Annotated in this window: 21 protein-coding genes; 16 read left to right on the forward strand and 5 right to left on the reverse strand. The window is 65.3% G+C overall.

Annotated features, from left to right (window positions below):
• Position 1: 1 nt before the first annotated feature.
• The 10 genes from BMW66_RS08785 to BMW66_RS08830 all read left to right on the forward strand — a co-directional run bounded on the left by BMW66_RS08785 (position 2) and on the right by BMW66_RS08830 (position 10,722).
• Positions 2-562, forward strand: a complete 561-nt coding sequence (locus BMW66_RS08785; RefSeq protein WP_093117548.1) for a TRAP transporter small permease subunit — start codon at positions 2-4, stop codon at positions 560-562.
• Complete coding sequence (locus BMW66_RS08790) at positions 559-1,887, forward strand: TRAP transporter large permease (protein ID WP_093117550.1); 1,329 nt, start codon at positions 559-561, stop codon at positions 1,885-1,887. Before BMW66_RS08785 ends, BMW66_RS08790 begins: the two co-directional genes overlap by 4 nt.
• A gap of 118 nt (positions 1,888-2,005) precedes the next feature.
• Positions 2,006-3,652, forward strand: coding sequence for a thiol reductant ABC exporter subunit CydD (cydD, locus tag BMW66_RS08795; protein ID WP_093117552.1), 1,647 nt, complete (start codon positions 2,006-2,008; stop codon positions 3,650-3,652).
• On the forward strand, positions 3,649-5,328 hold the full coding sequence (locus BMW66_RS08800; protein ID WP_093117554.1) for an amino acid ABC transporter ATP-binding/permease protein: 1,680 nt from the start codon (positions 3,649-3,651) through the stop codon (positions 5,326-5,328). The genes cydD and BMW66_RS08800 overlap by 4 nt, the downstream gene beginning before the upstream one ends.
• Before the next feature lie 132 nt (positions 5,329-5,460).
• Complete coding sequence (locus BMW66_RS08805) at positions 5,461-7,074, forward strand: cytochrome ubiquinol oxidase subunit I (protein ID WP_093117556.1); 1,614 nt, start codon at positions 5,461-5,463, stop codon at positions 7,072-7,074.
• A 5-nt stretch (positions 7,075-7,079) separates the two neighbouring features.
• On the forward strand, positions 7,080-8,240 hold the full coding sequence (gene cydB / locus BMW66_RS08810) for a cytochrome d ubiquinol oxidase subunit II (protein ID WP_093117558.1): 1,161 nt from the start codon (positions 7,080-7,082) through the stop codon (positions 8,238-8,240).
• Between the two features lie 14 nt (positions 8,241-8,254).
• Positions 8,255-8,374: a cytochrome bd-I oxidase subunit CydX gene (gene cydX, locus BMW66_RS08815; protein ID WP_093117560.1), complete on the forward strand. Its 120-nt coding sequence runs from the start codon at positions 8,255-8,257 to the stop codon at positions 8,372-8,374.
• A 95-nt stretch (positions 8,375-8,469) separates the two neighbouring features.
• Positions 8,470-8,910, forward strand: coding sequence for a DsrE family protein (locus tag BMW66_RS08820; protein ID WP_093117562.1), 441 nt, complete (start codon positions 8,470-8,472; stop codon positions 8,908-8,910).
• Positions 8,911-9,035: 125 nt separating this feature from the next.
• Entirely contained in the window at positions 9,036-10,355 is a 1,320-nt protein-coding gene (locus BMW66_RS08825) for an NAD(P)/FAD-dependent oxidoreductase (RefSeq protein ID WP_093117564.1), read from the forward strand.
• A 10-nt stretch (positions 10,356-10,365) separates the two neighbouring features.
• Positions 10,366-10,722 (forward strand): DUF5368 domain-containing protein, encoded by a 357-nt coding sequence (locus BMW66_RS08830; protein ID WP_093117566.1) that lies wholly within the window; start codon positions 10,366-10,368, stop codon positions 10,720-10,722.
• Positions 10,723-10,797: 75 nt separating this feature from the next.
• Here the strand turns inward: BMW66_RS08830 and BMW66_RS08835 are convergent, their stop codons facing one another.
• Together BMW66_RS08835 and BMW66_RS08840 are read right to left on the reverse strand one after the other, a co-directional pair.
• Complete coding sequence (locus BMW66_RS08835; RefSeq protein ID WP_093117568.1) at positions 10,798-12,039, reverse strand: aminopeptidase; 1,242 nt, start codon at positions 12,037-12,039, stop codon at positions 10,798-10,800.
• A 51-nt stretch (positions 12,040-12,090) separates the two neighbouring features.
• Positions 12,091-13,509 (reverse strand): FAD-binding oxidoreductase, encoded by a 1,419-nt coding sequence (locus tag BMW66_RS08840; protein ID WP_093117570.1) that lies wholly within the window; start codon positions 13,507-13,509, stop codon positions 12,091-12,093.
• A gap of 208 nt (positions 13,510-13,717) precedes the next feature.
• Here BMW66_RS08840 and BMW66_RS08845 point away from each other — a divergent pair, with 208 nt between their 5' ends.
• The gene (locus tag BMW66_RS08845; protein WP_093117661.1) at positions 13,718-14,974 is read left to right on the forward strand and encodes a glycerate kinase type-2 family protein; all 1,257 of its coding nucleotides are present in this window, start codon (positions 13,718-13,720) and stop codon (positions 14,972-14,974) included.
• A gap of 285 nt (positions 14,975-15,259) precedes the next feature.
• On the opposite strand, the gene BMW66_RS08850 is transcribed toward BMW66_RS08845, so the two are convergent.
• The 3 genes from BMW66_RS08850 to BMW66_RS08860 all read right to left on the reverse strand — a co-directional run bounded on the left by BMW66_RS08850 (position 15,260) and on the right by BMW66_RS08860 (position 18,466).
• Positions 15,260-16,810, reverse strand: coding sequence for a TRAP transporter large permease (locus BMW66_RS08850; RefSeq protein WP_093117572.1), 1,551 nt, complete (start codon positions 16,808-16,810; stop codon positions 15,260-15,262).
• Positions 16,807-17,304, reverse strand: coding sequence for a TRAP transporter small permease subunit (locus tag BMW66_RS08855; RefSeq protein ID WP_093117574.1), 498 nt, complete (start codon positions 17,302-17,304; stop codon positions 16,807-16,809). The genes BMW66_RS08850 and BMW66_RS08855 overlap by 4 nt, the downstream gene beginning before the upstream one ends.
• Before the next feature lie 76 nt (positions 17,305-17,380).
• Positions 17,381-18,466 (reverse strand): TRAP transporter substrate-binding protein, encoded by a 1,086-nt coding sequence (locus BMW66_RS08860; protein WP_093117576.1) that lies wholly within the window; start codon positions 18,464-18,466, stop codon positions 17,381-17,383.
• A 308-nt stretch (positions 18,467-18,774) separates the two neighbouring features.
• Here BMW66_RS08860 and BMW66_RS08865 point away from each other — a divergent pair, with 308 nt between their 5' ends.
• The 5 genes from BMW66_RS08865 to modC all read left to right on the forward strand — a co-directional run bounded on the left by BMW66_RS08865 (position 18,775) and on the right by modC (position 22,542).
• A complete protein-coding gene (locus BMW66_RS08865) occupies positions 18,775-19,476 on the forward strand; it encodes a histidine utilization transcriptional repressor HutC (protein WP_093117663.1) in 702 nt (233 codons plus the stop codon).
• A 55-nt stretch (positions 19,477-19,531) separates the two neighbouring features.
• Entirely contained in the window at positions 19,532-19,903 is a 372-nt protein-coding gene (locus BMW66_RS08870; protein WP_093117578.1) for a winged helix-turn-helix domain-containing protein, read from the forward strand.
• 62 nt (positions 19,904-19,965) lie between these two features.
• The gene (modA, locus tag BMW66_RS08875; protein ID WP_093117580.1) at positions 19,966-20,760 is read left to right on the forward strand and encodes a molybdate ABC transporter substrate-binding protein; all 795 of its coding nucleotides are present in this window, start codon (positions 19,966-19,968) and stop codon (positions 20,758-20,760) included.
• 4 nt (positions 20,761-20,764) lie between these two features.
• Entirely contained in the window at positions 20,765-21,433 is a 669-nt protein-coding gene (gene modB / locus BMW66_RS08880; protein WP_093117582.1) for a molybdate ABC transporter permease subunit, read from the forward strand.
• Positions 21,433-22,542: a molybdenum ABC transporter ATP-binding protein gene (gene modC / locus BMW66_RS08885; protein ID WP_093117584.1), complete on the forward strand. Its 1,110-nt coding sequence runs from the start codon at positions 21,433-21,435 to the stop codon at positions 22,540-22,542. The genes modB and modC overlap by 1 nt, the downstream gene beginning before the upstream one ends.
• Positions 22,543-22,547 lie beyond the last annotated feature (5 nt).

Raw genomic sequence — 22,547 nt, forward strand, 5'->3', positions numbered from 1 at the left:
GATGACTGAACAGAGCACCAACGGCGGGTCGGGCCTTCCGCCCTTTTCGCAGGCGCCGGTGGGGGCGACCCTCGGGCTTGTTGCGGCGTTCCTGTCTTCGGTTGGAACGATCTGGATCGGGCTTTTGATGTTGCTGATCGTGGCCGACGTGCTGGGCCGCAACTTTCTCAATGCGCCGATCACCGGCGTGTCGGAGATTGCCGGGCGGTCGGTCGTGGCGATCGTGTTTCTCCAGGTGTCCGCGGCGATCATGCAGGGGCGCCTGACGCGCGCCGATTTCCTGATCCGCCGGATCGGACGCTGGCGTCCCGAAGCGGTGCAGACGCTGGAAACGGTCTTTGCGCTGACCGGGGCGCTGGTTTTCGCGCTGATCGTCTGGGCGTCGTGGTCCAAGACGCTGGTGAGCTGGACGAGCGCCGAGTATTTCGGTGTGCAAGGCGTCTTTACCATCCCGACCTTTCCGTTTCGCGCCATCACGGTGATCGGGGCCGGGATCGCGGTGCTGGCCTGTCTTTACCGCACCTCCGAAACGATCAGACACTTTCGGAGCGCCGACAGATGACAACGCTCACCATTGGATTTCTTCTGATCGGGCTGCTGATCGTCATGGTCCTGATCGGGATGCAGATCGCCTATGCGCTGTTCAGCATCGCGTTTCTGGGGATCTGGCTGATCCGCGACAGTATCGGCCTTGCCTTCCGCATGCTGGAGTTGACGGCCTACAGCGGGATTGCCGATTACCTGTTCGCCACCATTCCGCTTTTCGTTCTGATGGGGCTGATCGTCAGCGTGTCGAACGTCGGGCGCGATACCTTCGAGGTGGCCGAAGAGCTGCTGCACCGGATGCTCTGCGGGCTTGGGGTCGCCACGGTGGCGGCGAACACGATCTTCGCGGCGGTCACGGGCGTTTCCATCGCCTCGGCGGCGGTGTTTACCCGCGTCGCGGTGCCCGAGATGACGCGCCACGGCTACCGGCCGGCATTCAGCGCCGGCACGGTGGCGGGCAGTTCGGTTCTGGGTATGCTGATCCCGCCGAGCCTGCTTCTGATCATCTATGGCGTTCTGGCCGAGGTGTCGATTGGCGGCATGTTCGTTGCCGGGATCATTCCGGGCATTCTGCTGGCGCTTGGTTTCGTCGTGATGCTGATGCTGATCACCCTTCTGTTTCCGAATTTCGTGTTCAGCGACGCCGAGGCCGCCCGCTCGCGCCGGTTGCAGCGCGATGGAGAGCGGATGCCTCTGAGGGTGATGATGGCCAAGCTGGTGCCGATCGTCCTGCTGGTGATCCTTGTTCTGGGCGGGCTTTACAGCGGGTATTTCACCCCGACCGAAGCGGGCGGCGTCGGTGCGTTCGGCGCGCTTGTGGTGGCGCTGGTCAAGCGCAGGCTGAACCGTCACCGGCTATGGGAAGTGATGAAGCAGACCGGCACGATTTCCGTGTCGATCCTGCTGCTGCTGATCGCGGCCAGCTTCTATTCGCGGATGCTGTCGATTGCGGGGTTGCCCAATGCGATCGCCGATCTGGTTCAGAGCGGTGGCTTCAGCCCGATGGGGTTCCTGTTTCTCTACGCGGTGATCATTCTGCTGATGGGGATGATTCTGGACAGCACGTCGATCCTTCTGATCATGGTGCCGATTGCCGCGCCGATCGCCCAGAGCCTCGGGATAGACCTGATGCAGTTCGGCATCGTCACGGTGATCGCGGTTGAAATCGGGCTTCTGACACCGCCGTTCGGGATATCGGTCTTCACGGTACACAATACGCTCGACGATGCCTCGGTGCCGGTGGAGAAGATATTTGCCGCCACCTTGCCCTTCATCGCGGTGATGCTGGTGGTTCTGATCCTCGTTGCGACGGTTCCGGCGGTTGCCACTGCATTGTTGTAGGGACAGAGGCCAGAGGCCGGCGCCGGGCGACAACTATGCCACACTTGGCGGGGGCTGCCGGGTCGTGGTTTAAGGGCGGCAAGCAGATCACGACCCCCGGCCCGAAAAGCGATCCCATATGCCCGATGCGGAACGGCCCGTCTTGCCATTGACCAAGGACGATCACCGTTCGCTGCGGCGGGTGGGCGCGCTGAACTTTGGGGCGGGTCTTCTGTGGCCGGTGCAGGCGGCGGCGATTGCCGGGGCGATCTCTGGCTGGGTACATGGCGCGCCGGAGCTGACAGCGGTTTTTGCGGTGGTGTTCCTGCTTGCCGGGCTGCTCCGGGCGCTTCTTGACCACCGTGCGGGGGGGATCGCCTTTCGCGTGGCCAACCGGATCGAGCGGGAGGCGCGCGACAAGGTGCTGAGCGCCGAGGCGCATGTGCTGCGGGACGACGTGTCCTCGGCGGAGATTGCGGCGCTGCTGACGCAGAAGATCCCGCTGCTGGCCCCCTATGTCACCCGGTACCGTCCGGCGATGCACAAGGTGCGGGTGCTGCCGCTCGTTCTTCTTGCTCTGGTGTTCAGCCAGTCCTGGGCGGCGGGGCTGGTGCTTCTGGTCTCCGGTCCGCTGATCCCGGTGTTCATGGCGCTTGTCGGTCTGGCCGCCAAGGAGGCCAGCGAGCGCCAGATGGCCGAAATCGGTGATATGAACGCGCTGTTGATCGACCGTATCGCGGCGCTGCCGGATGTGCTCTTGCTGAATGGGGCGGGGCGGTCGCGGCGGGTGTTCGAGATGGCGGCGGACCGGCTGCGGAGCCGCACCATGGCGGTCCTGCGGGTGGCCTTCCTGTCGTCCACCGTGCTGGAGTTGTTTGCCGCCATCGGGGTGGCGATGGTCGCCGTTTACGTGGGGTTCTCGCTTCTGGGAGAGATCACCATAGGCACATGGGGCGCGCCGCTGACGATCTTTCAGGGCGTGTTCATCCTGCTTCTGACGCCTGAATTCTTCCAGTATCTGCGCGATCTGGCGAGCAGTTGGCACGACAAGGCCGCCGCCGACGCGGTGCTTGCAGATCTCGACCGGCTGGAGCGCAGCCGCCCCGAGGGTATTTTCGGCGCGGCGCAGGTCGCCCCGGCGCTGGACGGCCCCGCGTGCGTGCGCGTCAGCGGCGCGTTCGTGCGCCGCGGGGCGCGCGTCCTGCGCCTTCCGGATGTGGAAGTGGGGCCGGGGCAGAGCCTTGCCGTCGCCGGGCCGAGCGGGACCGGGAAATCCACGCTTCTCGATCTGGTCGCCGGGCTGGTGCGAGCCGAGCGGGGCGAGGTACGGGTGGCCGGCCGGGTGCTGGACGAGGCGACGGCGGACCACTGGCGCGCGCGCTGCGCGCTGGTGCCGCAGATCATGCATGTGCCCGATCTGACGCTGGCGGAGTTTCTCGACCCGCATGGCACGGTGGCCGATCCGGCACCGGCGCTGGCGCAGGCCCATGCGGACGGTATCCTGCGCGCCCTGCCCGATGGCCTTGCCACACGGCTTGGTGAGGCGGGGGCGGGCGTGTCCGGCGGGGAGATGCGGCGCCTTGCGCTGGCGCGGGCCTTTCTGAGCGGTGCGGATGTGATCCTGGCCGATGAGCCGACGGCGGATCTTGACGCGCGGAGCGCGGCGCTCATCATCGAGGCGCTGCGGGCGGCGGTGGCCGGGGGGCGCACGCTGATCGTGGCGACCCATGATCCGGCGCTGATGGCGGCGATGGACCGGACCGTGCATCTGGAGCCTTCGGAATGAGCCGCCTCTGGCGCGCCACCCGGCTCTTGTGGTCGGCGGACCCTTGGGCGATGACGCGCGGTGCGGCGGCGGCGGTGGCGGTCTTGGCGATGGGGGCGGCGCTGCTGGGCCTGTCGGGCTGGTTCATCACCGCGACGGGCGCGGCGGGGCTGGCGGGCATCGGTATTGCTTTTGACGTTTTCCGCCCCAGCGCGGGGGTGCGTTTTCTGGCGCTGGGGCGGGCCGGGGCGCGCTATGCCGAGCGGCTTCTGACCCATGATGCCACCCTGCGCGCGCTCACGCGGTTGCGCGTGGTGCTGATGCGGCGGCTTGAACGCTGGCCGGTGCCGAAGTTGCGCCGGCTTCGGGGGGCGGTGGAGCTGACCCGGATCACGGCGGATGTGGACGCGCTTGACGGTCTCGTCCTGCGTCTGGTGCTGCCGCTGATGGCCGGGGCGCTGACGCATGTCGGGGTTTTCGCGGTTCTGGCCTGGCTGAGTTCGCTTCCGGTCGCGCTCACCATCGCGGGGGGCTATTCCCTCGGGGCCGCGGTCATCCTGTGGCGGGTCGCGCGGCGCGGGTTTGCCCCGTCGGCCGAGGCGGAACGCCGGATTCAGGATCTCGCACGGGAGGCGATCGGCCTGTTCCGGGGGCAGCGCGACGTGCTGTTGCAGGCGCGGTTGCCGTCGGTTCGGGGCCGGATGAACGACGTCGAGGCGAAGCTCTGCTCAGCGCAGAAGAGGCTGGACCGCCTGGACCGCGACGGAGCGCTGGCGCTGACGGGGCTGATCACGCTGGTGACAGGGGCGACACTGCTTCTGTCGGGCGTGCTGGTCGGGCAGGGGGATGTTTCGCCCGCGCTGGCCGCGCTCGGTGTGTTTGTCGCGCTGGCGCTGGGGGAGAGTGTTCTGCCGCTGCGGCGGGGGCTGGCCGAACTGGGGCGGATTCGGGACGCGGCGGACCGGGTTTTCGAGGATGCGCGGCCGTCCGCGCCGGAAGAGGCCACCAGTCCGCCGGGGCAGCCCGATCCCGAAGCGGGGCTTTGCCTGCGGGGGATCGCCATTGCGCGGGCGGGGCGGGCCGATCCCTTGCTGACAGGTCTCGACCTTGATCTAAGGCGCGGTGAGACGGTTGCCCTTCTGGGGGTGAGCGGGATGGGCAAGAGCACGCTTCTTGATGCGATTGCCGGGCTGGTCGCAGTATCGGAGGGGGGTATCTGCGTTCTGGGGCTCGATCTCGAGGACTGGCCCGGGCATGCCTTGCGCGAGCGCTTGACGCTTGTGGCCCAACGATCTGCGCTGATCGGCGGAGCGATCCGGGACAACCTTTCCCTCGCCGGGGACGATCTGGACGACGCGGCCATGTGGGACGCCCTGCGCGCAGTGCGACTCGATGGGGTTCTGGAAGGGCGCGGCGGGCTTGACGCGACGCTCGGCGAAGGCGGGCGCGGGCTTTCCGGCGGGGAGGCGCGGCGGCTCGCGCTTGCCCGTGCTCTGCTGCGGCGTCCAGATGTCCTGTTGCTCGATGAGCCGACGGAGGGGCTTGACGATGCGCTTGCGCGGCAGGTTCTGAACGGTATCCGAGATTTTCTCCCCCACGCGGCGATCCTGACCGCCTCGCATCGCAGCGCCGAAACGGATGCAGCGGATCGCGTGGTGAATCTGGAAAGATGTATTCCAAATAATGAATATAGTTGATCCAGATCAAATCGTGCGCCTAGCGTATGTAGTTACAAGGGCGAAAAGCTGAGTCTCTCAGATAGGTTTAGCTGTGCCCTGAATAGAACTCCGTGCTGCCCTATGCGCGGAGCAGCCAAAGGAGTTGGCGTCATGGAACTTGATATTGTTGAGCTGTCCCGCCTGCAATTTGCGATGACGGCCATGTATCACTTTCTTTTTGTTCCCCTGACGCTGGGTCTGTCGGTCATCGTGGCGATCATGGAGACCGTCTATGTCATGACCGGACGCCCGATCTGGCGGCAGATGACCAAGTTCTGGGGCCTGCTGTTCGGGATCAATTTCGTTCTCGGCGTCGCCACGGGGATCACCATGGAATTCCAGTTCGGCATGAACTGGTCTTACTATTCACACTATGTGGGGGACGTCTTCGGTGCGCCGCTGGCGATCGAGGGATTGATGGCCTTCTTCCTCGAAGCCACGTTCGTGGGGCTGTTTTTCTTCGGTTGGGACAAGCTGTCAAAGGTCGCGCATATGATCGTGACTTGGCTTGTCGCCATCGGGTCGAACTTCTCGGCGCTGTGGATCCTGATCGCCAATGGCTGGATGCAGAACCCGGTCGGGGCGCAGTTCAACCCCGAGACCATGCGCATGGAGATGACAAGTTTCTTCGATGTGGTCTTCAACGAGGTGGCGCAGGCCAAGTTTGTGCATACGGTTTCGGCGGGCTATGTCACTGCGGCTGTTTTCGTGCTGGGCGTGTCGGCGTGGTATCTGCTCAAGGACCGGCATGTGGAACTGGCGCGGCGCTCCATCGCGGTGGCCTCGGCCTTTGGCTTGGCGTCGGCGCTATCGGTTGTCGTGCTTGGTGACGAGTCGGGATATTCGGCCAGCCATACCCAGAAAATGAAGCTCGCCGCGATCGAGGGAATGTGGGAAACGCATAAGGCGCCCGCGCCGTTCTCTGCCATCGGTTTTCCCGACAAGGAAGCGCGCGAGACGCATTACAAGGTCGAGGTTCCGTGGGTCATGGGCCTGATCGGCACACGGTCGCTGACCGAGGAGATCCCCGGTATCAACGATCTGGTGGCCGAGGCCGAGGAGAAGATCCGCTCCGGTCTGATCGCCTATGACGCGCTGATGGCGATCCGTGCGCAGCGCGCCGAGACCCCCGAAGAGGTGCGCGCGACCTTCGAGGAACACTCCGGCAACCTTGGATTCGCGTTGTTGTTGAAACGCTATGTCGACGATCCGCGCGAGGCGACGGAGGCACAGATCGCGCAGGCCGCCGACGACACGATCCCCGGTGTGGCGCCGCTCTTCTGGGCGTTCCGCATCATGGTGGGACTGGGCTTCGGTTTCATCGCGGTGATGCTCTATTTCTTCTACCGCGCCAGTTTCCGGGCGATGCAGTTTCCCCGATGGGCGCTGCGTGGGGCCGTGATCATCATTCCGGCGCCGTGGATCGCGGCGGAACTTGGCTGGTTTGTCGCCGAGTACGGGCGCCAGCCCTGGACAGTGGACGGGGTGCTGCCGACCGCGCTTTCGGTCTCGCATCTGGGGGTGGCCGATCTTCTGATCACCCTGGCGGGGTTTGTCACCTTCTACACGATCCTGTTCATCATCGAGATGGGGCTGATGCTGAAATACATCCGCAAGGGTCCGTTTGAGGATGTCGAGGAAACGAATGCCTGGGTCGAGCGGCACGAACATCGTCTGCGCACCCACGATGGCAAGGGCCCGTTTGCGGCCAATCCGGCGGAGTAAGAGCCATGATTCTACATGAACTCATAGATTTCGAAATCCTGCGTGTGCTCTGGTGGGCGCTTCTGGGTGTGTTGCTGATCGGGTTCGCGTTGACCGACGGCTTTGACATGGGGGTGGGCGCGCTTTTGCCGTTCGTCGCCAGGACCGATGTCGAGCGCCGCGTCGTGATCAATACGATCGGCCCTGTCTGGGAGGGCAACCAGGTCTGGTTCATCCTTGGGGGCGGGGCGATCTTCGCCGCATGGCCGCCGCTTTACGCCGTCAGCTTCTCAGGCTTCTATCTTGCGATGTTCGTCATTCTCGCGGCGCTCATCCTGCGGCCGGTGGGGTTCAAGTACCGCTCCAAGCGGGAGTCCCTCGCATGGCGCAGCGGATGGGACTGGGCGCTGTTCATTGGCGGTGCGGTTCCTGCGCTTCTGTTCGGGGTCGCCGTGGGCAACGTGCTTCTGGGCGTGCCCTTCTATCTGACCGAAGATCTCATGCCGATGTATGACGGCAGCTTTTACGGGAAGTTCTTCGGCCTGTTGCGTCCCTTTGCGCTTCTGGCGGGGGTTGTGTCGATCTCGATGTTGCTGATGCACGGGGCGGCGTGGCTGAGCCTGAAGGCGGAAGGGGCCGTGGCGGAGCGCGCGCGGCGGATCGGCACCACGGCGGGCCTTGTCGCCGCCGGCGCCTATGCGCTTGCCGGTCTCTGGCTGGCCTTCGGGATAGACGGTTTTGCCCTGATGGGCGAGGTCATCCCTCACGGGCCCTCCAATCCGCTTTACAGCGAAGTCTCGCGCGGCGGAACATGGCTTTCGGCCTATGCCGAGCGGCCCTGGATCGTGATCGCCCCGCTCATGGGGTTCGCCGGGATCGCGCTTGCGGTGCGCGGGCTGCGCGCGGGGCGCGAGGTTTCGACCCTTTTGTGGTCGAAGATGGGGATTACCGGAATCATCGCCAGCGTCGGTCTGACGATGTTCCCCTTCATTCTGCCCTCCACGGTGAATCCCTCGAGTTCGCTGACGGTGTGGGACTCCTCGTCTTCGCATCAGACGCTATTCGTGATGCTGGTCATGACCGTGATCTTCATGCCGATCATCCTCGCCTACACCGCCTGGGTCTACAAGGTGCTCTGGGGCAAGGTGACAGAGGCCGACGTGACCGACTCTGACAGCGCCTACTGAGAAAGGAACGACAGATGTGGTATTTTGCGTGGCTCCTGGGCCTTCCACTGGCGGCAATGTTCGCTGTCCTCAACGCGATCTGGCTTGAGATGCGGGAGGATGCGCGGATCATCGATGAGGCCGACGAACCATAGAGCCGCGGCTGACCCCCGACACCGGCGCGCCGAAAAGGGTGGGCCCGGTCCGCCCGCGCGTCTCGAAAATCCCAACCGAACCATAGGAGACATCCATGAAACGTATTCTGACCGCGGCGTTGCTCGCCGCGACCACCCTTTCTGTGCCGGCTGCCCACGCGGAGGCGCCGAAAACGCTTGTGACCGTGCTGACCGCGCCCGAGCCGCAGACCCAGCTCATGGCGATGGTTCTGACCCTGCAGGCCGCCAAACAGGGCAAGACCCCGCATATCCTGCTCTGCGGTCCGGCCGCCGACATGGCGTTGAAGGACGCCCCGGAAAGCGCAACGGCAGGTCAGCCGCCGCGCGACATGAGCCCGCAGGGCCTGATGCGGATGATCATGGCCGAGCCGGGCGCGAAGGTCGAGGTTTGTGCGATCTACCTGCCGGGCAAGGGGGCCGATCCTTCGGTTCTGCTTGACGGTGTTGGTGTTGCCAAACCGGGAGAAATGGCCGCCGCGATCATGGCCGAAACCGCACGGGTGATGAGCTACTGATACGCCCTGCGCCCCGCCCCGATCCGGGTGGGGCGTTGCTCCGGACGCCCGCGACATCCTTGATCTGCGTCAAGGCGCAGGATGCTCGGGAAGCTCATCATCGACCATCTGCGTGGAGGACCGCTATGACCCAAGATTTCCTATTCAATTCGACGCGCCGGGGCTTCCTCGGGCTGGCGGCCGGTGCCGGTGCGCTGCTTGCGACCGGGGCCGCTCAGCAGGCGGCGGCGCAGGTCGCGACAAACGCGAATATCCTGATCCTCGGGGCCGGGGCTGCAGGCACGACGCTTGCGAACCGGCTGGTTCATCGACTTGATGGCGCGCGTATCACCCTTGTGGACGGACGCGAGGAGCATTGGTATCAACCGGGTTTCTCGCTGATCGCCACCGGGCTGAAGCCGAAGAACTACGCCGTCAGCCAGACGATGGATTGGCTCCCGTCCGGGGTGACGCTCAAGAAGGACTGGGCCGCGAGCATCGACCCCGAAACGCGCAAGGTCGCGCTGCAGTCGGGGGAAGTTCTGGACTATGATTATCTGATCGTCGCCACCGGGCTGACGCTCGATCACGATGCGATCGAGGGGTTCAGCCTCGATCTGGTGGGACGCGACGGCATTGGTGCCCTGTATGCAGGGCCGGAGTATGCCGCGCGCACGTGGCAGGCGGTGTCGGCGTTCACGGAGAGCGGCGGAACCGGGCTGTTCACCCGACCGGCAACCGAGATGAAATGCGCGAGTGCGCCGCTCAAACATGCGTTCCTGACAGATGACCTCGCGCGCAAGTCAGGCATGCGCGGTCGGATGGATCTTCATTACATGTCGAACAATGCCAGCCTGTTCGGCGTGCCCATCGTGTCCGAAAAGGTGCGGATGCTGTTCGAGGATCGCGGCATCGCGCCCGATTACAGCCATGTGCTGCGGTCCATGGACCCCGGCGCGAAGCGCGCCACCTTCGACACCCCAAACGGTCCCGTCGAGCGCGATTATGATTATATCCACGTCATCCCGCCGCAGCGTGCGCCCGATGTCATTCGCCAGTCGGGGCTAAGCTGGGCCGACAAGTGGACGGATCAGGGCTGGGTCGAGGTCGACATGCACAGCCTGCGCCACAACCGCTATCCCGAGGTGTTTGCCGTGGGCGATGTGGCCGGTGTGCCCAAGGGCAAGACCGCCGCCTCCGTCAAGTGGCAGGTGCCTGTGGTTGAAGAGCATCTTGTCGCGCAGATCGCGGGCGATACCACGGATGCGAGCTACAATGGCTACACGTCCTGTCCGCTGATCACGCGGGTCGGACGCGCGATGCTGATCGAATTCGACTACAACAACAACCTGACGCCGAGTTTCCCCGGAATCATCGCCCCGCTGGAAGAACTGTGGATCAGCTGGCTGATGAAGGAGGTGGCCCTCAAGGCGACCTACAACGCGATGCTGCGCGGCAAGGCCTGAGGAGGACACCATGAAAGAACTGACATTCGAAACCCTGATCGCCGTTTTCGAAGAGATCTTCGGGCGCGGCCTCTTCTGGGTCATGGTCGCGGTGGCGGTAGTCGTCACCCTGGCCTATCTCTATGTGCTGATCCGCGATCGCTCGGTTAGCTGGCGCAAGTTCCTCTGGGCGCAGCTTTCCATGCCTGTCGGGGCCGTTCTCGCGGTGCTGTTCGTCCTGCGCATGACGCGATCGGGTGTGTCCGACATGGGCGGGCCGATCGACGTGATCGTTCTGCTTGGGGTGGCCGCGGCCGGGGCGGTGGGGCTTGCCATCCTTGTCTATACGGTCGAATCGCTCATCCGCCCGAAGCGGGACGAAAGCTGACAGCGGCACCGGGGCGGCTATTGACGGCACATGGCCCGCACGGTTGGTGCGGGCCGTTACACGACCGCCGCCTTCTCAGCGTGCCCATTCCCCGGCGCGGAAGACCGGAACCCTTGTGCCGCCCGGTGTGATCCCGTCGATGTCCGTCTCCGGTCCGCCGATCATCCAGTCCACATGGATCATGCTGGCGTTCCCGCCGCGTTCGGCGATCTCGTCGACGCCGAGAGTCTCGCCGTCGCGGAAGCATTTGGCGTAACACTGGCCAAGCGCGATATGGCAGGCGGCGTTCTCGTCAAAGAGCGTGTTGTAGAACAACAACCCCGATTGCGAGATCGGCGAGGAATGCGGCACGAGCGCCACCTCTCCCAGTCGGCGGGCGCCCTCGTCAGTGTCGAGAAGTTCGTGCAGCACCGCCTCGCCCCGGCTGGCGCGGGCCTGTGTGATGCGCCCGCCCTCGAATGTCACCTCGATGCCGTCGATCAGGCTGCCCTGATGGGACAGCGGCTTGGAGGCGCGGGCGGTGCCCTCCACGCGCTCTGCATGGGGCGTGGTGAAGACTTCTTCGCTGGGGATGTTGGGGTTGCAGATCACGCCGTTGTTGGCGAGCGACGCGCCGCCCTGCCATTCGTGATCGTCGGCCAGCCCCACGGTCAGATCGGTGCCCGGCCCGGTGAAATGCAGCGCGGCGAACGCCTGCTCGTTGAGCCAGGCCTTGCGCAGATGGAGCGCCTCATTGTGCGCTGTCCACGCCGCGACGGGATCGTCGAGGTCTACGCGCGAGGCGGCGAAGATCGCCTTTGCCAGACGGGCCACGGCCTCCTCCTCGGGCAGGTCGGGAAACACGCGGCGGGCCCATGAGGCGCCGGGGTAGGCGGCGATTGTCCAGTTGATGTCGAAATTCGCGATCTTTTCCAGCGCAGGGCGGTAGGCGGCGGAATTGGCCTTGCCCGCGCGGGAGACATGGGCGGGATCTTCCTGCGCCAGAAGCATGGGATCGTCGCCGACAATCGCCATGCGTGCCGCGCCATCCCCGAACGCGCGCGCCATCCCGTCGTAGAGCCAGTCCGGCGCGCGGTCGAAACTTTGATCCGGGGCGTTTTGATAGCGCGCCAGCGTCACCTCCTCGTCCGAAAGCAGCGGCGTGACCAGCCCCGCCCCGGCGCGATAGGCCGCCGCGACAACCCTGCGCACCAGTGGCAGGGCGGAGGTCGGCGCGGTCAGCACCAGATCCTGCCCCGGTTGCAGGTTCAGACCCACGCGCACGGCGGTTTCGGCTAGGCGGTCGAGGTGCTGCGGGTCGATGCTCGGCTGTGTCATGGGAGTCTCCTGATTCACTGGGCGAGACGGTCAACCAAGCCGCGTGGAAGGTCAAGCCGTGGGGGCGGCCAGCGCCGCGATCTCTTCGGGCGGAAGATGGCGCACAGCGTCCCATGCCCGCGACTTGCCCATGTTCAGCAACCCCTTGGGGTCCATGCGTTTTTTCAGAGCGAGGTGACGGTAATCGGGCTTCATCCCGCCGCCTTCGATCTCATTTGTGTGGGCGTCGTAGACGGTGCAGCCGTTGGCGGCATAGAGCCTGTCGGTCTGCCGCAGATGGTCTTCGCCTTCAAACCAGATGATCGGAAGATCACTGGCTGTCACCCTGCCATCGTAGCGCGAGAATTCATGGTGCATCCAGACCCGGTCGCCCAGCTTGTCATGCAGCGCCTCGATCCCGGCGGCATCGGCGGGATCGTTGACGCCGTATTGCTGATAGGTTGCGGTCCGGTCCGCCTTCAGCACCTGAAGGGTCGTATGATTCCATGCAAATTCAAAGACATGCGGGATGTTGAGCGCCTCGCGCTCCGCCTCTTGAAGGGTCAGGTCCGGATACCCGCCCTGCGCCGCGATCAGGGTGCGGAAGGCGTCCAGATCCTCGCGCGGGACAAGACTGACGAGCAGGTGCTTGCCGGGGCGGATATGGCCGGTGAGGCGAGGGAAATAGCCGGTGATCCGGGCGTCGACCACGCTGGCCAGCTTGCGGTCGATCCGTGTGGATTCGGCTAGGGCCAACCCTGCCCGATAGGCCGCGCCGTAGCTGTCGAACGTGGCCATGCAACTGATCCAGTCGCGGCGTGGCACGGTGCGCAGCGTCACCTCCGATATCACGCCATTGAGTCCCCAAGCGTGATGAATCCGAAGCACATCGGAGCCGCCGAACACATGTTCCACGGGTCGTTCCTCAACAGAAAAAGCTTTGATTTGCAATATGTTGCCGGTTTGGCGCAGCGGGCCGTTGGCAACCGATCCGATCCCGGCGGAGCCGCCGGCGACAAAGCCGCCGATGGTAGCGATGTCCTGTGTGGAGGGGAACATCGCCATTTCCTGCCCCGCGTCCGCGAGCGCGGTGTTCACATCCGCCATCAGCGCGCCCGCCTCTGCCCGGACGAAATCCGGCCCGATCTCAAGAACGCGGTTCAGATCCGTCGTCTCGACAATCAACCCGCCATGGAGCGGAACGCTTTGCCCGTAGTTGCCGGTGCCGCCGCCGCGCAGGGTGACGGGCGCATCGTGCCGCCATGCCACGGCGAGGCAATGCGCCAGTTCTGCGCGCGTCTTGGGGCGCGCAACGAGATCGCCGAAGCACGTTCGCAGCTTTTGATTAAGAATCGGTGAATACCAGAAGAAATCGCGCGAGCGTTTCTTCACCAGCACGGGTTCGGCGATGGTCTCCACAGGCGCCAGCGCGGCGGCGAAGGCGGGCCAGTCAATGTCGGACTTGCCGGAAATGGAAGGCTGTTCGGTCATGCGAGCGGCTCTCCTGGCGGGGCCGGTTGCACGGTGGGCGGACAGCGCGATGCCGTCCGGTTCGGCCCTTGTGATCTGTGCCAGAGAATTGCCAGAAGTCTGGCAGGATCGCGTATCGGGCGCAAGACGATTGCGCGGGCGGGGCTTTTGCTTTGGTCCGCGTGGTGCCACTATGGTGAAACGGGACGCGGGGCGCATGGGGCATCAGATGATCGAAAAATCCTTTCTCACCAATCTGTTCGAGGCGGCGGTGCAGGCGGCCGACCCTTTGGAGGCGCTGCGCCCGCATATGCCCGAACGGCCCGGGGGACGCACCGTCGTGATCGGCGCGGGCAAGGGGGCGGCGCAGCTTGCCCGTGCGTTCGAGGCGCTGTGGGACGGGCCGCTTTCGGGCGTTGTGGTCACGCGCTATGGCTATGGCGCGCCCTGCGCGCAGATCCGCGTGATGGAGGCGGCGCATCCGGTGCCCGATGAAGCCGGGCTGGCCGCCAGCGAGGCGCTTTTCGAGGCGGTTTCGGGGCTGTGCGAGGATGATCTGGTGGTGGCGCTGATCTGTGGCGGGGGATCGGCGCTTTTGCCGGCCCCGCCGGAGGGGCTCACGCTGGACGATGAGCGGGCGCTCAATTCCGCGCTTCTGGCCTCTGGCGCGCCGATCTCCGCGATGAACGCGATCCGCAAACATGTCAGCCGGATCAAGGGCGGGCGGCTCGCGGAAGCGGCGCATCCGGCGCGGGTTCTGTCGCTGGTGGTGTCGGATGTGCCGGGCGACGATCCGGCGCAGGTCGCCTCCGGCCCGACGGTGCCGGATGCGGTGAGGCGGCAGCAGGCGCTTGACTTGATCAGGGCGCACAACATTGAATTGCCAGAAAAAATCATGGCCCACATCGCGCGGGAGGAGGCCGCCGCGCCGCGCCCGGACGCCTCCGGTTTCGCCCGTAACGAGGTGCGGGTGATCGCGTCTGCCGCGCTGTCGCTGGAGGCGGCGGCGCAGGCGGCGGAGGGGCAGGCGGTGCCGGCGGTGATCCTGTCGGATGCGATCGAGGGCGAGGCGCGGGAGGTGGCGCGGGTGCATGCGGCCATCGCCCGGCAGGTCGCGGCGAAGGATCAGCCCTTTGCCAAACCCGTGGTGATCCTGTCGGGGGGCGAGACGACGGTGACGCTTCGCGGGAAGGGCCGGGGCGGGCGGAACAGCGAGTTCCTCTTGTCTTTCGCACTTGAAATTCAAGGGGTTGAGGGGATCTGCGCATTGGCCGCCGATACCGACGGGATCGACGGGTCGGAGGAAAATGCCGGCGCCTTTGCCGATGGGCAAAGTGCGGCGCGGATGCGGACGGCGGGGCGCGATCCGGTGGCCGATCTGGGCAACAACGATGCCTATGGTGCGTTCGAGGGGCTGGGTGACTTGTACTCGCCCGGGCCCACGGGCACGAATGTCAATGATTTCAGGGCGATATTGATCCGTTGAGTGGGCGGCGCGCGGTATGGGCACCGCATGGGCAACGAATCAGGGTTAACGCCTTGATTTCGCTGAAAATGGCAATTCGGTAAAACGTCGGTATTTTGTCGGTATCGCGTCGGTGGCGGTGCGGCGGATCGGGCCGGACGAGGCGTGGTGAACGGGGCGGGCGTTGCTTTTGAGTATTTCGGGAACAGAGAAAGGGCAGGGCGCGGCTGGTCCGGTGCCGCGGGCGGACGGGAGCCCTTTCGGTGGCATAGCCTGGACCCGATCAGGCGCACTGTCCCCGGTGCGTCAGAACAGCACCCCGGGCAGCCATGTCGCGATGGGCGGCAGCGCCCAGATCAGGATCATGCCGATGGCCTGTAGCCCGATGAACGGGATCACGCCGCGATAGATCTGCGTGGTGCGCACCTCTTCGGGGGCGGCGCCGCGCAGGTAGAACAGCGAGAAGCCGAAAGGCGGCGTGAGGAAGCTGGTTTGCAGGTTGATGGCGATCAGGACGCCGAGCCAGATCGGATCGTGGCCCATCACGATGAGCGTGGGCGTGACCAGGGGCAGCACGATCACCGAGATTTCCACGAAGTCGAGGAAGAAGCCCAGGATGAAGATGAAGATCATCGAGAAGACAAGCGCGCCGGTGGCCCCGCCCGGAAGCTGCGACAGGATGGCGGCGACCCGCTCTTCCCCGCCAAGGCCGATGAAGACCAGCGAGAAGATGCCCGCCGCGAGAATCGTGGCGAAGATCATCGCGGTCATGGTCAGCGTCGAATTGAGCGCCTCGTGGATCACCCGCTCGCGCAGCATGCCGCGCAGGGCGAGGGCGACCGCGACAAGCCCGATCAGCGCCAGCGCGATATAGGCGGCCCCGGCGGCATAGGCGGCCGGGCTCAGGTCGCTGCGTTGCAGGCGCACCGGGAAGGCGCCCGCCGCCACCCCCAGAACGATGAGCGCGACCGCACCGGTCACGATGATCCGGGGATTGACGCCGATGCGGTGCCCGGCCATGAGCATGGCCCCCACCGCGCCGACGGAGGCGGCCTCTGTCGGGGTGGCGACGCCGCCGAGGATGGCGCCCAGCACCGCGAAGATCAGCAGCACCGGCGGCACGATGGCGCGAAACACCTCTGCCATGTCGGGGCGGGCGGCCATATCGGAGGCGGGGGGCATGTCCTGCGGGCGGATCAGGCCGCGCAGCAGGATATAGACGAGGTAAAGCCCCACCAGCATCAGCCCCGGCATCAGCGCGGCGGCGAAGAACTGCCCGACAGACAGCGTTTCGACCGAGAACTTGCCCTGTTCGTATTGCGCCTGCTGATAGGCGTTGGACATCACGTCCGCGAGGATGATCAGAAGCGTGGAGGGCGGGATGATCTGCCCCAGCGTGCCGGCGGTGCAGACGATGCCCGAGGCCACGCGCGCGTCATAGCCCGCGCGCAGCATGGCTGGCAGCGCGATCATGCCCATTGCCACCACGGTGGCGCCGACAATGCCGGTGGAGGCCGCCAGAAGCGTGCCCACCAGCACCACGGAGATACCGAGCCCGCCGCGCAGCCCGCCGAAGAGGCGGCCCATCGTGCTGAGCAACTCCTCCGCGATGCGGCTTTTCTCCAGCACCGCGCCCATCAGCACGAAGAGCGGGATGGCGATGAGCACCTGATTGCTGATCAGGCCGAAGACCCGTTGTCCCAGCGCGCCCAGAAGCGACAGGTCCATCACGCCGAGCGTCCACCCGAGAAAGGCAAAGCCGATGCCCACGCCCGCGATAGCGAAAGAGACCGGAAAGCCCGTAAGGATCGCCGCCATCAGCCCGGCAAACATGATCAGGTCGAGATGTTCGCTCATGCCGCGCGCCCTTGTCCGAGAAGGCGTATCAGCAGTGACAGCGATTGCAGGATCACCAGGACGCAGAAGGCCGGTATCAGGGATTTGAGAAGAAAGACCGCCTCGATCCCGCCGACGGAGAGCGAGCCTTCGAAGATCTTCCAAGAATTGCGCACCGAGGGCCACGACCAGTAGAGCAGCGTGGTCATCGACGGCAGCAGAAGAAACAGGTGGCCGAAAATGTCGATGCGGCGGCGGGTCTCGTCGGTGGCGCGGGAATAGAACACGTCAACGCGCACATGCTTGTCCACCAGAAGCGTATAGCCGGCCCCGAGCATGAACAGCGTCGCATGCAGGTAGAGCACGCTTTCCTGTGCCGCGATCGAATTGACACCGAAGACATAGCGCCCGAGCACGATCACGAACTGGATCAGCACCATGAACAGCGCCAGCCAGCGGATCACGGATGCCACGGCGCGATTCACGCCGTCGCACAGCCAAGTCAGCCTGTTCATCGACCTTCCCCCGAGTAGCAGACAAAAAAAGACGCGCGGGGGATCGTGTGGCCCCCCGCGCGCATGATAGCCGGTATCAGTAGCCCATGACACCCGCGCGGGCGTTCATCTGCCCATTGTCAGCATAGGTCATGTAGGCGCCGACGCTGTCACGGTAGGTGACGAAGCTTTCGGTGATGCGGCGCACCAGCTCGTCATCATCCTCACGCAGGTCGGCGATGACCTCTTTCGCGGCCTCGCCCATGGCGGCAATCACCTCATCGGGGAATTTCTTCACCTGAACGCCATGTTCGTCCACGAGGGTACGCAGCGAACGCGCGTGCTTGGTGGTGTATTCCGTCCAGACCGGGTTGTAGAGGCTTTCGCACGCGAAGCTGACCGCCTGTTGCAGGTCATCGGGCAGGTCGTTGAACACCTCCTGGTTGACGCCGCATTCCTCGGCCGAGGACGGCTCACCCACGCCGGGCCAGTAGTAGTTCTTGGCCACCTGATAGAAGCCGAGGGCGGAATCGGTCCAGGGGCCGATGAATTCGCCGGCGTCGAGCGCGCCGGTTTGCAACGCCTGGAACATGTCGCCGCCGCCCATGGCCTGCGCGGCCATGCCCAGCTTGGACGCCATTTCGGAGGCCAAGCCCGTGGTGCGGAACTTCAGGCCCTTGAGATCCTCTGCGGAATTGATCTCGTCGCGGAACCAGCCGCCCCACTGCGGGCCGGAGTTGCCGCACAGGAACGGCTTGATGCCGAAGCGGCCATACATCTCGTCGTAAAGCTCCTGGCCGCCGCCATGATAGAGCCAGCCCACCTGTTCGTCCGCGCGCAGACCGAAGGGCTGCGAGCCGAACAGCAGGATGCCCTTGGATTTGGAGCCCCAGTAGGCGGGCACCGCGTGGTACAGTTCCGCCGTGCCTTCGGACACCGCGTCGAAGACGCCCGGTCCGGGCACCAGCTCGCCCGCCGCGTAGAGCCTCACCTCGATCCGGCCGCCGGAGAGGGTTGTGATGCGGTCCGCCAGCATTTGCGCCGCGACGCCGGGGCCGGGCAGGTTCTTGGGCCATGCGGTGACCATCTTCCACTGACGCACGTCCTGCGCGATGGCAGGGGTGGCGAGTGCGGCGGCGGTGGCGCCAAAGGCGCCTGTCTTGAGGAATGAACGTCTTTGCATTGGGATACCTCCTTGTTGATCCTGTTGTCGGTCGGTCATGTGCCGATGCCGCCCCCTCCTTACGCCGTGTTGCGGGCATTCGATCGAGAGAGGGTCGGGCGACGATCGGTCATGGGTTGCTTTGCGAAAGTATGTGCATAAAATTAATATGTAGCTACATAAAATTGTCAACGGATGCTGCTGCGCGATATTTATGTATGCAAGACAGTGACTTGATCTGGTGAGACGGTCGGTCCGGGGAGGTGGGAGAGGCCGAATCGCCCGGCGCGCGGCCGATCAGGGGGCGGATGACGGTGGGAGGAGACACTGTGACAGAGGTGGTCAGGCTATCGTGGAAGGACGTGCGCGACCGGGTGCATGGCCGCGTGCTCGACGGCACCTATGCGCCGGGCGACCGTCTGCCGCGCGACGAGGATCTGGCCGAGGAGTTCGGCTGCGCGCGCAGCACGGTGCAGCGGGCGATGCAGGATCTGTCGCTGAGCGGGATCGTGGAGCGGCGGCGCAAGGGCGGCACCCGCGTGCGGCGCGATCCGGTGACGCGCGCGACGCTCGATATTCCGATCACGCGCAACGAGGTGGAAAACCGTGGCGCGGTCTATGGGTATCGGCTTATCGGGCTGACCACCGAAGCGGTGCCCCCGCCGGTCACGGCGAAGTTCGAAATGGCCGGTTCCGAAGAGATGCTGCGCGTGCGGGCGCTTCATCTGGCCGACGGGCACCCCTTTGTTTTCGAGGATCGCTGGGTGTCGTTGCGCACGGTGCCGGAAATCCTCGAGATCGACCTTGCCGCGCAGAGCGCGAATGAATGGCTGGTGCGCAACAAGCCCTATACGCGTTGCGATCTGCGGTTCTATGCGATGAACGCCGATGCCGAGACCGCCGCCATTCTTGAGACCGGGGAGGGGGCCGCGCTGATGGTGATCGAGCGGACCACGTGGATCGGCCTTGACCCGATCACATCAGTCAAGGCGGTGACGGCGCCGGGCTACGAGATCCTGACCCGAAGCTGAGGCGGGCGGCGCGCGGCCCTTGTGTCCGCCGGGAAAATTTCGTCAACCTGAACGCATGAGCCGCGAGACAGAAACTCCCGCCCTGCGCATTCGCATCGTTTTCGGCGAAACCGGGATGATGGGGCCGGGCAAGGCCGAACTGCTGGAGCGTATTGACGCGACCGGCTCCATCGCCGGGGCCGGGCGCGCAATGGGGATGAGCTACAAACGGGCCTGGATGCTGATCGAAACGTTGAACGACATGTTTGCCCGGCCCGTGGTGGAAAGCACCCGTGGCGGATCGGGGGGCGGCGGGGCCGTTCTGACCGAGACGGGGCGGCAAGTGCTGACCCTCTACCGCGCGTTCGAGCGCGAGGTCGCCGAGGCCGGAGCGGATCGGCTCGGTGAGATGCAATCGCTGCTGAGGGATATTTCCGAAAGGGAATAACGGTTGACAGGGTGTGCCGTCGAAGCCGATATGTTCCTGAAAACATATCAAAGGAGTTGCCAATGTTTTTCTGGTCCCGCCGCGCCGTTTGTGCGGCAGTTCTCGCGCTTTCCACGGGTGGTGCGCCCCACGCATCCGCAGCGCAGGACGATGCGCCAGTTGTCGCCGCCGCCTCGGATCTGCAATTCGCGGTGGCCGAAATCGCCGAGGCGTTCGAGGCCGAGACGGGCATGAAGGTGCGGCTCAACTTCGGCTCTACCGGCAATTTCGCGCGCCAGATCCGCGAAGGCGCACCATTCCAGATTTACATGGCGGCCGACGAGAAGTTCATCGCCGACCTGCACGCCGACGGGCTCATCCCGGATGAAGGCGATCTTTACGCCCTTGGCCGAGTCGTCATTATGGTGCCGAACGGTTCGACCCTGACGCCCGACGCGGAAATGAACAACTTGGCCGAGTTGCTGGGCGAAGGCCGGATCACCCGCTTCGCCATCGCGAACCCTGACCACGCACCCTATGGGATGCGGGCGCGCGAATCGCTGATCGCAAAAGGGATCTGGAATGACCTGCAAGACGTGATCGTTCTGGGCGAAAACGTCAGCCAGGCCGCGCAGTTCGCGCTGTCGGGTAATGCCGAGGGGGGCATCATCGCCTATTCGCTGGCCTTGGCCCCCCGGATCGCGCCGCGCGGAACATATGAGTTGATCCCCGAGGACTGGCACGAACCGCTGCGCCAACGTATGGTTCTTCTGGAGGGCGCGGGTAAGGTCGCGCAGGCCTTCTATGCCTATATGAAGCAGCCGGCGGCCCGCGAGATCATGGAACGCTATGGGTTCGTGTTGCCCGTGAAAGGATGATGCGGTGGATTGGACGGCGCTTGCCCTTTCCCTGCGGCTGGCGGGCTGGACGGTGGCGATTCTGCTACCGATCTCGATCCTCGCGGGCCGGTTTCTGGCCTATCGGCGGTTTGCCGGCAAAGGGCTGATCGAGGCGCTGGTGATGCTGCCGCTGATCCTGCCGCCGACGGTGTTCGGCTTCTATCTTCTGGTGGCCTTCGGGCGCAATTCGCCCATCGGCGGGATCTGGCAGGAGATGTTCGGCCATCAGCTCGTGTTCAGCTTCGAAGGGCTGGTGGTCGCCTCGGTGATCTTCAACCTGCCCTTTGCGATCCAGCCCGCGCAGCGCGGGTTCGAGGCGGTCGGGGAACAGGTGCGCGAGGCGGCCGCCTGTTGCGGGATGTCGCCGCTGGCATCCTTGCGTCAGGTGGAGCTGCCGCTGGCCTGGCCCGGCATCCTGACGGCGATGACCCTGACCTTCGCGCATACGCTGGGCGAATTCGGGATCGTGCTCATGGTCGGCGGCTCCATCCCCGGGGAGACCAGAACCATTGCCATCTCCATCTATGACAGGGTGCAGGCGTTTGACGATCAGGGCGCGGGGATCATGTCGGCGGTGCTTGTGGGGATCTCGCTTGCGACCATCGCCGTGACCTATGCGCTGTCGGCCCGTATCGGGCGGAGGCTGGGCTGATGGCGCTGGAGGTGATGGCGCGCAATGCCGCGCCCATCCCGCTCGATGTCCGGTTCCGGGTGGAGCCGGGGGAGCTTCTGGCGCTGGTGGGGCATTCTGGATCAGGAAAGACGTCGCTCCTGCGCGCCATCGCGGGGCTGTGGCGGCCCGATACCGGGCGCGTCACGGTGGACGGGCAGGTGTGGCTGGACACCGATGCGAGGGTGAACCTGCCGCCCCACCGCCGGCATGTGGGAATGGTGTTTCAGTCCTACGCCCTTTTCCCGCATATGTCGGCGGCGCAGAACATTCAGGCGGCGATGGCCGGGGCCTGTGCCGAAGAGCGGCGGGCGGAGGCGGGGCGATTGCTCGATCTCGTCAACCTGTCGGGGCTGGGCGGGCGCAGGCCCGCGCAGCTTTCGGGCGGGCAGCAGCAGCGTGTCGCACTGGCGCGCGCGCTGGCGCGCCGTCCCCGGGCGCTTTTGCTCGATGAGCCGTTCTCCGCCGTGGATCGGGCGACGCGGGAGCGCCTGCATGCTGAGATCGTCGCACTGCGGGCGCATCTGAACATGCCGGTCGTTCTGGTCACGCATGACATGAACGAGGCGCAGATCCTTGCCGACCGGATCGCGGTTCTGTCCAAGGGCGTGATCGTGCGCGAGGGAAGCACCCCGGAGCTGATGTCCGACCCGGTCGCCCTTCGGGCGATGGGTCTGCGCGAGGTGGCCGCGATGCTGAGCGCCCGCGTGGCCGGGCAGGAGGCGGACGGGCTGACACGTCTGGACACGGCGGGGGGCGCGATCCTGCTGCCGCGGATCGAGGCGGAGAGGGGCGTGCCCATACGGGTGCGTATTCTGGCGCACGAGGTGATCCTTGCGCGTGCGCGGCCCGAGGGGCTTTCGGCGCAGAACATCCTTGCGGGCCGGGTGCGCCGCATCGTGCCGGGTGAGGGGCCGGGGGTGATGGTCTATCTGGCGATCGGCGACGAGGAGATCGTCTCCCGCATCACCCGCCGGGCGGCGGAGTCGCTTGCGCTGGCGCCGGGTGATGAGGTGTTCGCCATCCTGAAGTCGATGTCGGTTGCGCGTGATCACGTCGGGCGGGCGCCCTCTGCCCGCTCCGAAATGTGACGGCG

This window comes from Salinihabitans flavidus, from assembly GCF_900110425.1.
GTDB classification, from domain to species: Bacteria; Pseudomonadota; Alphaproteobacteria; order Rhodobacterales; family Rhodobacteraceae; genus Salinihabitans; species Salinihabitans flavidus.

Bases quoted from the DNA above. Each gene is read 5' to 3' on its own strand.
- BMW66_RS08785 (WP_093117548.1), top strand. From the start codon at position 2: ATGACTGAACAGAGCACCAACGGCGGGTCGGGCCTTCCGCCCTTTTCG.
- BMW66_RS08790 (WP_093117550.1), top strand. From the start codon at position 559: ATGACAACGCTCACCATTGGATTTCTTCTGATCGGGCTGCTGATCGTC.
- BMW66_RS08870 (WP_093117578.1), top strand. From the start codon at position 19,532: ATGAGCCGCGAGACAGAAACTCCCGCCCTGCGCATTCGCATCGTTTTC.
- cydX (WP_093117560.1), top strand. From the start codon at position 8,255: ATGTGGTATTTTGCGTGGCTCCTGGGCCTTCCACTGGCGGCAATGTTC.
- BMW66_RS08855 (WP_093117574.1), bottom strand. From the start codon at position 17,304: ATGAACAGGCTGACTTGGCTGTGCGACGGCGTGAATCGCGCCGTGGCA.
- BMW66_RS08840 (WP_093117570.1), bottom strand. From the start codon at position 13,509: ATGACCGAACAGCCTTCCATTTCCGGCAAGTCCGACATTGACTGGCCC.
- BMW66_RS08830 (WP_093117566.1), top strand. From the start codon at position 10,366: ATGAAAGAACTGACATTCGAAACCCTGATCGCCGTTTTCGAAGAGATC.
- BMW66_RS08860 (WP_093117576.1), bottom strand. From the start codon at position 18,466: ATGCAAAGACGTTCATTCCTCAAGACAGGCGCCTTTGGCGCCACCGCC.
- modC (WP_093117584.1), top strand. From the start codon at position 21,433: ATGGCGCTGGAGGTGATGGCGCGCAATGCCGCGCCCATCCCGCTCGAT.
- BMW66_RS08805 (WP_093117556.1), top strand. From the start codon at position 5,461: ATGGAACTTGATATTGTTGAGCTGTCCCGCCTGCAATTTGCGATGACG.
- BMW66_RS08835 (WP_093117568.1), bottom strand. From the start codon at position 12,039: ATGACACAGCCGAGCATCGACCCGCAGCACCTCGACCGCCTAGCCGAA.
- BMW66_RS08845 (WP_093117661.1), top strand. From the start codon at position 13,718: ATGATCGAAAAATCCTTTCTCACCAATCTGTTCGAGGCGGCGGTGCAG.
- BMW66_RS08800 (WP_093117554.1), top strand. From the start codon at position 3,649: ATGAGCCGCCTCTGGCGCGCCACCCGGCTCTTGTGGTCGGCGGACCCT.
- cydD (WP_093117552.1), top strand. From the start codon at position 2,006: ATGCCCGATGCGGAACGGCCCGTCTTGCCATTGACCAAGGACGATCAC.
- cydB (WP_093117558.1), top strand. From the start codon at position 7,080: ATGATTCTACATGAACTCATAGATTTCGAAATCCTGCGTGTGCTCTGG.
- modA (WP_093117580.1), top strand. From the start codon at position 19,966: ATGTTTTTCTGGTCCCGCCGCGCCGTTTGTGCGGCAGTTCTCGCGCTT.
- BMW66_RS08820 (WP_093117562.1), top strand. From the start codon at position 8,470: ATGAAACGTATTCTGACCGCGGCGTTGCTCGCCGCGACCACCCTTTCT.
- BMW66_RS08850 (WP_093117572.1), bottom strand. From the start codon at position 16,810: ATGAGCGAACATCTCGACCTGATCATGTTTGCCGGGCTGATGGCGGCG.
- BMW66_RS08825 (WP_093117564.1), top strand. From the start codon at position 9,036: ATGACCCAAGATTTCCTATTCAATTCGACGCGCCGGGGCTTCCTCGGG.